The organism is Methanosphaera sp. A6, from assembly GCF_001729395.1.
GTDB classification, from domain to species: Archaea; Methanobacteriota; Methanobacteria; order Methanobacteriales; family Methanobacteriaceae; genus Methanosphaera; species Methanosphaera stadtmanae.
In genome coordinates this window covers 1-8,323 of sequence record NZ_MAIF01000146.1, presented here as the reverse complement: position 1 = coordinate 8,323, position 8,323 = coordinate 1, and the positions used below count along the sequence as shown (strand labels likewise).

General features: G+C 30.0%; 9 protein-coding genes. 1 reads left to right on the top strand and 8 read right to left on the bottom strand.

Features of this window, described 5'->3' with window-relative positions:
* Positions 1–167: 167 nt before the first annotated feature.
* Positions 168–1,190 carry a class I SAM-dependent methyltransferase family protein gene (locus A9758_RS06150; protein WP_011406605.1) on the top strand — a complete coding sequence of 341 codons (1,023 nt, stop codon included), beginning with the start codon at positions 168–170 and terminating at the stop codon, positions 1,188–1,190.
* Between the two features lie 23 nt (positions 1,191–1,213).
* Here the strand turns inward: A9758_RS06150 and mtnA are convergent, their stop codons facing one another.
* The 8 genes from mtnA to A9758_RS06110 all read right to left on the bottom strand — a co-directional run bounded on the left by mtnA (position 1,214) and on the right by A9758_RS06110 (position 8,102).
* The gene (mtnA, locus tag A9758_RS06145) at positions 1,214–2,158 is read right to left on the bottom strand and encodes an S-methyl-5-thioribose-1-phosphate isomerase (RefSeq protein ID WP_011406606.1); all 945 of its coding nucleotides are present in this window, start codon (positions 2,156–2,158) and stop codon (positions 1,214–1,216) included.
* A 100-nt stretch (positions 2,159–2,258) separates the two neighbouring features.
* Positions 2,259–3,110 (bottom strand): radical SAM protein, encoded by an 852-nt coding sequence (locus A9758_RS06140; protein WP_048059874.1) that lies wholly within the window; start codon positions 3,108–3,110, stop codon positions 2,259–2,261.
* A 53-nt stretch (positions 3,111–3,163) separates the two neighbouring features.
* Positions 3,164–3,715 (bottom strand): methanogenesis marker 17 protein, encoded by a 552-nt coding sequence (locus A9758_RS06135; RefSeq protein ID WP_011406608.1) that lies wholly within the window; start codon positions 3,713–3,715, stop codon positions 3,164–3,166.
* Positions 3,716–3,733: 18 nt separating this feature from the next.
* Positions 3,734–4,987 (bottom strand): methanogenesis marker 15 protein, encoded by a 1,254-nt coding sequence (locus A9758_RS06130; RefSeq protein ID WP_011406609.1) that lies wholly within the window; start codon positions 4,985–4,987, stop codon positions 3,734–3,736.
* Positions 4,980–5,438 (bottom strand): methanogenesis marker 5 protein, encoded by a 459-nt coding sequence (locus A9758_RS06125; protein ID WP_011406610.1) that lies wholly within the window; start codon positions 5,436–5,438, stop codon positions 4,980–4,982. Before A9758_RS06125 ends, A9758_RS06130 begins: the two co-directional genes overlap by 8 nt.
* 29 nt (positions 5,439–5,467) lie before the next feature.
* Positions 5,468–6,079, bottom strand: a complete 612-nt coding sequence (locus tag A9758_RS06120; RefSeq protein ID WP_048059743.1) for a methanogenesis marker 5 protein — start codon at positions 6,077–6,079, stop codon at positions 5,468–5,470.
* Between the two features lie 9 nt (positions 6,080–6,088).
* Positions 6,089–6,586 (bottom strand): methanogenesis marker 6 protein, encoded by a 498-nt coding sequence (locus tag A9758_RS06115; protein WP_369815029.1) that lies wholly within the window; start codon positions 6,584–6,586, stop codon positions 6,089–6,091.
* A complete protein-coding gene (locus A9758_RS06110; protein WP_011406613.1) occupies positions 6,570–8,102 on the bottom strand; it encodes a methanogenesis marker 3 protein in 1,533 nt (510 codons plus the stop codon). The genes A9758_RS06115 and A9758_RS06110 overlap by 17 nt, the downstream gene beginning before the upstream one ends.
* Positions 8,103–8,323: the final 221 nt, after the last annotated feature.

The following is an 8,323-nucleotide window of genomic DNA, read 5'->3' as shown; positions in this document are numbered from 1 at the left end:
GAAAACATTGCAAAAAATATTATGTAAACACCATACAACAACAAATAAATAAATAAAAAAATAGATAAAAAATTATTCTTTAATAATAATAAAAACTCTTTTTAGAAGGAATTTTATTAAATTCTTTTTCTTCAGAATAAAGTTAATAAAATATGAAGTGTTAATATATGAAAGGTATAAAAATTACTAAAAAAAATGCAAATAACATACGAAAAAATCTAATTAAAGAAAATCAAATACACAGAGACTATAAAATAAAAAGTGATGACAAATACGTCTATATTCCATTAATAGAAAACTACAATGAAAAATTAATTAAATCCTTAATTGATAACTACACTATAACAATTGATGACTATAATTTTATACCTTATAAACATAGAGCTAAAAACTTCATGGAATACCTTGATAATAAAATACCTCAAAATGAACTTGAAGATATAAGAAAATCCTTTGATATTATCGGTGATATTGTAATACTAGAAATTCCACCAGAACTTGAAAATGAAAAAAAAGTCATTGGTCAAGCAGTACTTGATTTTACTAAAAGAAAAAGTGTGTATTATAAGAAGAGTAAAATTCAAGGAGTAAGACGTACAAGAGAACTTGAACATATTGCTGGAATTGATAACTTAGAAACAATACATAAAGAATTTGGTATTAGATTCAAATTAAATCCATCAACAGTATATTTTAGTCCACGACTTGCAACAGAACGTTTACGTGTTGTAAAAGAAGTAAAAGAAAATGAAGTTATAATAGATTTCTTTGCAGGTATAGGTTCATTTCCAATAAGTATTGCACATAGGAAAAATGCTAAGATATACAGTGTAGATATTAATCCTGAAGCATACAAGTATGTACAAGAAAATATTAAACTTAATAAATTAGTTGGAACTGTTATACCAATTGAAGGAGATATAAGAAAGGTAATTGATAAACTACCACTTGCTAATAGAATCATAATGAACCTACCTGGTACTGCTAAAGAATTTCTTACAGTTGCTATTAATCATCTACAAAAGGATGGTATCTTAAATTACTATGAATTCTCATCAGACTATGAAACAGTGATAAAAAGAGTAGAAAAAGCAGCCTATCCACGTGAAACTGATGTTTTAAATATTAGAAAAGTAAAATCTCAAAGTCCAGGAGTATGGCATATAGCCCTAGATATGAAAATTAAATAAAAAAAAGAGAGTAGAAAAAGGTATTATAATGGTTTTTTAATACCTTCCTCTGTAATAATACCAGTTATTAAATCTGATTCAACAATATCAAATGCCGGATTTTCCACATTTGTTTGTTTTTTTGAAATATATTTACCATTAATACATAACACTTCCTCCGGCAATCTTTGTTCTATTATAGTATCAAAAATATTATTCTCAAAATCAAATGTACTCATTGGTGCAGCAACATAAAATGGAATATCATATCGTTTAGCAGCAAGAGCAACCATTAATGAACCAATTTTATTAGCAACACCATCTTTTGCAACCCTATCAGCACCAATTATAACCTTATCTACTTCACCTTTTTGCATCATATGTCCTGCAGCACCATCAACAATTAAACGTACAGGTATATTTTCTTGTTGCATCTCAAATACACTTAGTCTTGCACCCTGAAGTACTGGTCTTGTTTCATCACATATTACATCAATATTTTTATTAGCCTCATGTGCTGCTCTAATAACACCAAGAGCTGTACCATAACCTGCACATGCTAATGCTCCTGCATTACAATGTGTTAATATAGTATCATTATCATCAATAATACTATTTCCATATTCACCAATCTTTTTATTAATAGCAACATCGTCCTTTTCCATTTCAATTGCAACATCAACTGCCGATTTACCCCTGGATACTAAATCAAGAACTTTATCAACGGCCCAAAAAAGATTTACAGCAGTAGGTCTTGCAGATTTTATTTCATCACCAATAACATCCATGTCCTCTCCAGCTAATTCTCCAAGAGCCATACCATAAGCTGCAGATACACCTATTGCAGGAGCACCTCTTACCTTCATAGTTTTAATTCCATCTATTACATCAGTATATGTTCTACATTCCACATATTCTATTGTATGTGGAAGTTTTGTTTGATCTAATAAAAATAATCTGTTATTTTCCCAATATAATGTTCTAATCATAATAATTACCTCTAAAAAAACAATATTCTCATGGTTAATATATAATATAAAAAGTATATAAATTCTATTTTTCCTAAAAAGAGTTAAAAAGAGTCATTATTTAATAATGACTGTTAGGTACAAGATCCAATGAAAAATCATCACTCTTTTTACCAGGTATTCCAAATGCATCAGCTCTACACTGAGTACATGCCCTAAATACTGGAAGATATTCTTCAACTTCCTCTCTTACCTCACTTAACATGCCACAACCTGGACGTTCATAATCCTTAAATTTATTCATAGGTATTAATGGTAGGACATTCATAATAGATGCACCCTTACTTTTAACAACAGATGCAATTTCTTTTATATGTTTATCATTTACTCCGGGTATTAATACAGAATTTACCTTCACAATAACACCACGTTTAGATAACATTTCAATACCCTTAAGTTGATTATCTAAAAGAATTTTAAAACCCTCAACTCCATGATATATCCTTCCACCATACTCAATATTATCATATATTTTAGAACCAATATTAACATCCACTGCATTAACAGTAATTGTCACAGTTTTAACACCAACTTCTGCTATTTCATCAGCATATTTAGGTACAAGTAGTCCATTAGTACTCATACATAATATAAGATTAGGAAATTCTTCCTTAACTTTTCTAAATAATTTTAAAGTATTAGGATTACATAATGAATCTCCAGGACCTGCAACACCAATTACATTAATAGGCATGGATTTAACTGTCTTTCTTATATGATTCATTGCCTCATCTATTGACATGATACATGAAGCTACACCCGGCCTTTTTTCTACATCATTAAGTGATCTTGTACAGAATCCACATTGAATATTACATTTTGGTGCAATAGGAATATGAATTCTTCCAACTTTATCATGTATTTTTTCATTAAAACATGGATGAGCCTGAGTTACATGTGCAAAATGACTCATCTTCTTATCGTCTTTATTATTCAATGAAAAAACCTCCTTAAATCATGAAATAATCACATATTTTTAACTTCTTCAATCACTTCTTCAAATTTCTTATTCCATTTCTCATCAATAATTTCATCACTACTCATAAGACAAATTAAATTTCCTTCACTAGCATTACGTGTCATACGAAAACCTTCAGGCATAACCCTAAATAATGCATCATATACCTTTCTTTTAAGTTCATGTGATGGATCAATAATCATTAAATTCTCAGCATCAACTGTTGGATTTTTAATTTCAATCTTATATCTATCAGGTTGTGAAACATTAACACGACCCTCTTTACTCCACAATACCCTTAAAAGATCTGGAAGATAATTCTCATTTTCTATCTTAATTTTTAAAACATTATCCTCTATAACATATGATGCCATATCAGTTAAATATATTGGCTGTGATGCTTTTTCTAGTTTTACTACCCCAATAAATAAGGCATCTCTAGGATCAATAAATAACTTAACTGCACTTATAGCCCTTGCTAATTTAAGATCTTGAAGTGCATGTCTTAGTAATGTATCATATACTTGAGCACCCACTTCATCATAACACTCTACATACATGGGAATCCTCCATTGTAATTAGAATCTTTTACTATCATCAATATCTGTATCTTTAAGTCCAGAAACAAGCATTGCAGATCCCACTGCTCCAATATACTGTGAATATTCTGGTACAATAATATCAATACCACCAAGAATATCTTGAACAGCATCAACTAAACCTGCTACAAGAGAAGTACCTCCCACTTGTATTAAAGGTTCACGAACATCAATTTCCTGTAATTGTTGTTCATATACTTGTTCTGCAACAGAATAACATGCTGCACTAGCAGCATCTTCTTTTGAAGCCCCACCTGCAAGGGATGTAACAAGATCCTGAATACCAAATACTATACAGTAACTATTTAACACAGCATTTTTATAATTACCTTTCTGAGCAAGTGGACCAAGTTCTGTAATATCAACACCTAATCTCCCACTAGTCATATCTAAAAAACGACCAGATGCTCCAGCACATATACCACCCATTGTAAAGTTATCAGGAATACCATTATTTACAGTAATTACCTTGTTATCCATACCACCAATATCAAGAACTGTTGCTTCACCTTTTTGTGCACCAGCCAAATACACAGCACCTTTACTATTTACAGATATTTCTTCCTGAATAAGTTTTGCACCCATATGCTTACCTATTGTCATACGCCCATAACCAGTGGTCCCTATAGCTTCAACATCATCAAGTGTATAATCAGTTTCTGCAAATGCTTCATTAATAGCATCATTTGTACAACCAATAATATCACCAGTTTTTACCCAACCAGTACCTAATACTTCATCATTTTCCATTAATGCTACTTTAGTTGTTGTTGAACCACTATCTATACCAAGAGTAAGACCTTCTTGTTTTTCACGTGCAAGAATACTTTTTCTTGAAACTACAGTGGTTAATGCCTCCATACGAATAAATAATTCAGATGCTTTTGTTTTTTCTGTAAATGAATATGTTACTACAGGTAAATCAGTATTATTTTGTATTAATCTACGTACTTCATTTCTTGCAATTGCTGCTTCTGCACATCTAAAACAAGTACATATAAACACTGCATCAGCTTCATTTTTACCTTCTACAAGGGACATTGCCCTTGCAATCATTAATTTAAGACTTGAACTTGCACAGCTTAAACCAAATTTTTCATAAGCCTCATCAATGTCATCTAAATTCACATCAGGCATAACCATTTGTGCACCAAACATACCTGCTGCTTTTTCAATTTCCTTTTGAACACCACTATATTCTGTTCCACAAGATAGTTGAGCTATTTTAATCATTATCATCATCTTCCATATTATTTAAGTTATCAAGAAATGTATTTATTTTATGTACCATTTCTACAGTTGCATCACGAGATGTAGGATAATCTAACTCCAATACTGGAATATCTTTTCTTCTTAATGAAAATACTGTTAATTCAGATGATCTAGCACATCCTACACATCCAAAACCATATGGTGCTTCATTCATTATAATAGCAGCTTCTGCTTCTTCTATTATTGGACCAAATAAAGACATACGACCACGTACACCAGAGGGAACTTCTATTGCAGCATATTTAAGACCACTTATTGGATCGTCCTCAGTCATGTTAAATGGAGGTGCATCAATATCTGGACTTGTTACCTTCTGTTTCATCTGTTTTTGAACAACTAATGGTTCATGACCACATCTAACTACCATATCTGCTAAAATCATAGAGTTAGGTGGAAAAATTGCAACTTTCATAATATAACCTCTAATTAATTCTCCTTTTTCTAATTAAATTCATTTATTATTTTTTCTAAATCATTTAATGATATCTTCTTTTTATAAGGCCTCATATCACAATTTAAATTATCATCATTAATTACTTCATTTTTATATTTGCCAGTATGAAGTCCTTGAAGAAAATCATTAATTCTATCTATCATACAAATTATTTTCTCCCTATTATCAGGATATGCTAATTCAAGTATTGGAATATCTTTTTGTTTAATTAACTGTATTAAAAGTTTATAATGATTATAACATCCAACACAACTAAATAATATCAATTCATTTAAATGATTATACATATGTTTGTAACCTTTAGGACGTGGACCCATAATAATAGCAGCATCAGCATCCCTAATAATAAAATCAAACATAGACATACGACCACGTAGGCCTGATGGAGTCTCACATGAGGCATACTTATTTCCAGTTAATCTCTCATGATCCTTCATACTAAATGGTGGAGCATCATAATCACAAAAAGAATCATCATAGGGATCCTTTTTTCGTAATTTTTCCTCTGAAAGATTTGTTGATGATAAATATTCATGACCATTCTTAGTTACTAAATGAATAATCATCATAGCACCATCAGGAATTACTGCTATTTTCATGAATAACACCTATTTTTTAGATTCAACTTCATCTACAATACTTTTAAAATCATCAACTGAAATCTTTTTAGGTAATTCTAAATCAACATGTTTTGGATGTTCTAAAGCATAACTTACATCCTCTAGTAATTTATATTCAGCTTCAATTTGATGAAAACCTTCACGAGCTCCCCCTCTTTTAGCTCTACATCTCCTTGGATCACCTGGAGGAAAACCTCTAAATTTAATGAAAATATGACTAGGATCTAATTTTCTAGTCTTTTCAATTGCTTCCATAATATCTTCTCTAACACCATTAATGTTTGCACCATAACAAGTTAGACGAATATTAATAGGTAATTCAAGTAAATGTAAAAAATTCATTAATTCTTTTGAACTTACTCTACATCCAGGACCTAAAACAATCATACGAGTTATTTTATCCTTCTGATTTGAATCTCTGTATGTTCCATCACCCATTGGAATATGACAAAATTCTGTGTCAATATCTTTAGCGTTCTTTGACATAAACAGTATCTCCTTCTTTAAATGCTTTTAGATTATCAAATCCAGCAACAACTTTTCCAATCACATTAGTAGCACTGAATGATTCACCAGTAGGACCAAATTCACTATTGTCTTCAAAACGAATACCAATATTACCAACATGTTTACATGCAGTGTTACTTACACATATTTCCCAAGCATTAACCTTATTATCTGGTAATTTTTCTGGAATTAAACCTTTAGCTTCTTTATTCACTGCTTTAAACATGATTATATTCATTTCCTTTATTGCCATATTAACACGTAGATGTCCAACATCACCATTTAATAAACCAGAAATTTTTCTAAAATACCATACTGAACTTGGATTTTCATCAGCATATAATTCTATTTCAACAAAATCATCCTTAGGTACTCCCAATGTCTTAAGTTTCTTTTGTTTATCAATATCCACAGTATAAAGTGGGTCTTGTGCAACAATTATAGCATCATCATCAACTAATCCATCACGTTCATGTTCAATACCTAAGTTTTCAAGATAAATATCAGCATCTTTTTGTGTTAATGCAACAGTAGATATCTTTTCAGGTACTGTTTTAATAGTTATTTTTTCATGTTCTTTAACAGTATCTAATAACTGTATACCTCTAGATACATAACCAATTATGTTATGTGAAGGTACTCCTACACGATCTTCTCTGTAGATATATACTCTTCCTACACCAGCACCCTGATTTCTTAGGGTAACTGCACCACGTTTTCTTTTTTCAATAACTTCTGAATCCTTTTCTAAGCCCCTTAATTTATCATTACCAATAAAACTTTCAGATTCATAGTCTACATAGAAAGTTCCATCTTCTATTATTTTAAGAAAATGTTCAAAGGATATTGGTGCTTCATGATTTGCCTCAATTTCAACATAAGTAAATAATTCATTACCTTCCTTTAGTGTTGTTGATAAATCTGTAACTGATGCACTATTAATAACACTTTTACGTTCAATAATAGGTTCAATATTTATAATTTCATCAGTATTTTTAAGTTTAAGAATATTTCTTTTACCACCAACAACTGTAGCAACAATTCCCTTATTCTGATTAGGTACACTATAAATTGATTGATGTTTAGATTTAGAGAAAATAATATGAGTAGCTTCATTTGAAAATCCAGATAAACTGATGATTACATCCCATCTATTATATAAATACTCATTATTTGTTGGCTCTAAATCAGATTTTACTGCACCCATAGCCACTTCTTGTGATGTAGTCCAACGAATTACTTTATTAATAAATTTCTTATAATTTTTTTTCCAGAAATCTGTTAATAATTCTGCATTATCAACTAATTCAATAATTACACTACCACCAGTAGTTTCTATTTTATATTTATTTACTTGACTTTCAAGTTCTTGCCTACCTTCAATTAAAGCAATAGGTGTACCACTGATATATGGTGCATTAGAAAGTTTAATAGCATCTTCAACAGTTGAACCAGCAGTTATATCCATTTCAATATCATTGATTTTTACTTGCATTTTTTCGCCTCAATAAGAGTTAATGAAATATCAACATGATATAACTCTTAGTTTATTTAGAAATTTATGAAGTATTTCTATAATTTAAACTTTAAGCTTTATACTATTAATAGTATTATAAAAAAAATATAATATACTTATATATGAAGTATATTTTTTAGAAATAAATTCTATTGAAATATATACTAAAAATTATTTATTTTAAAGACATATTAATATAA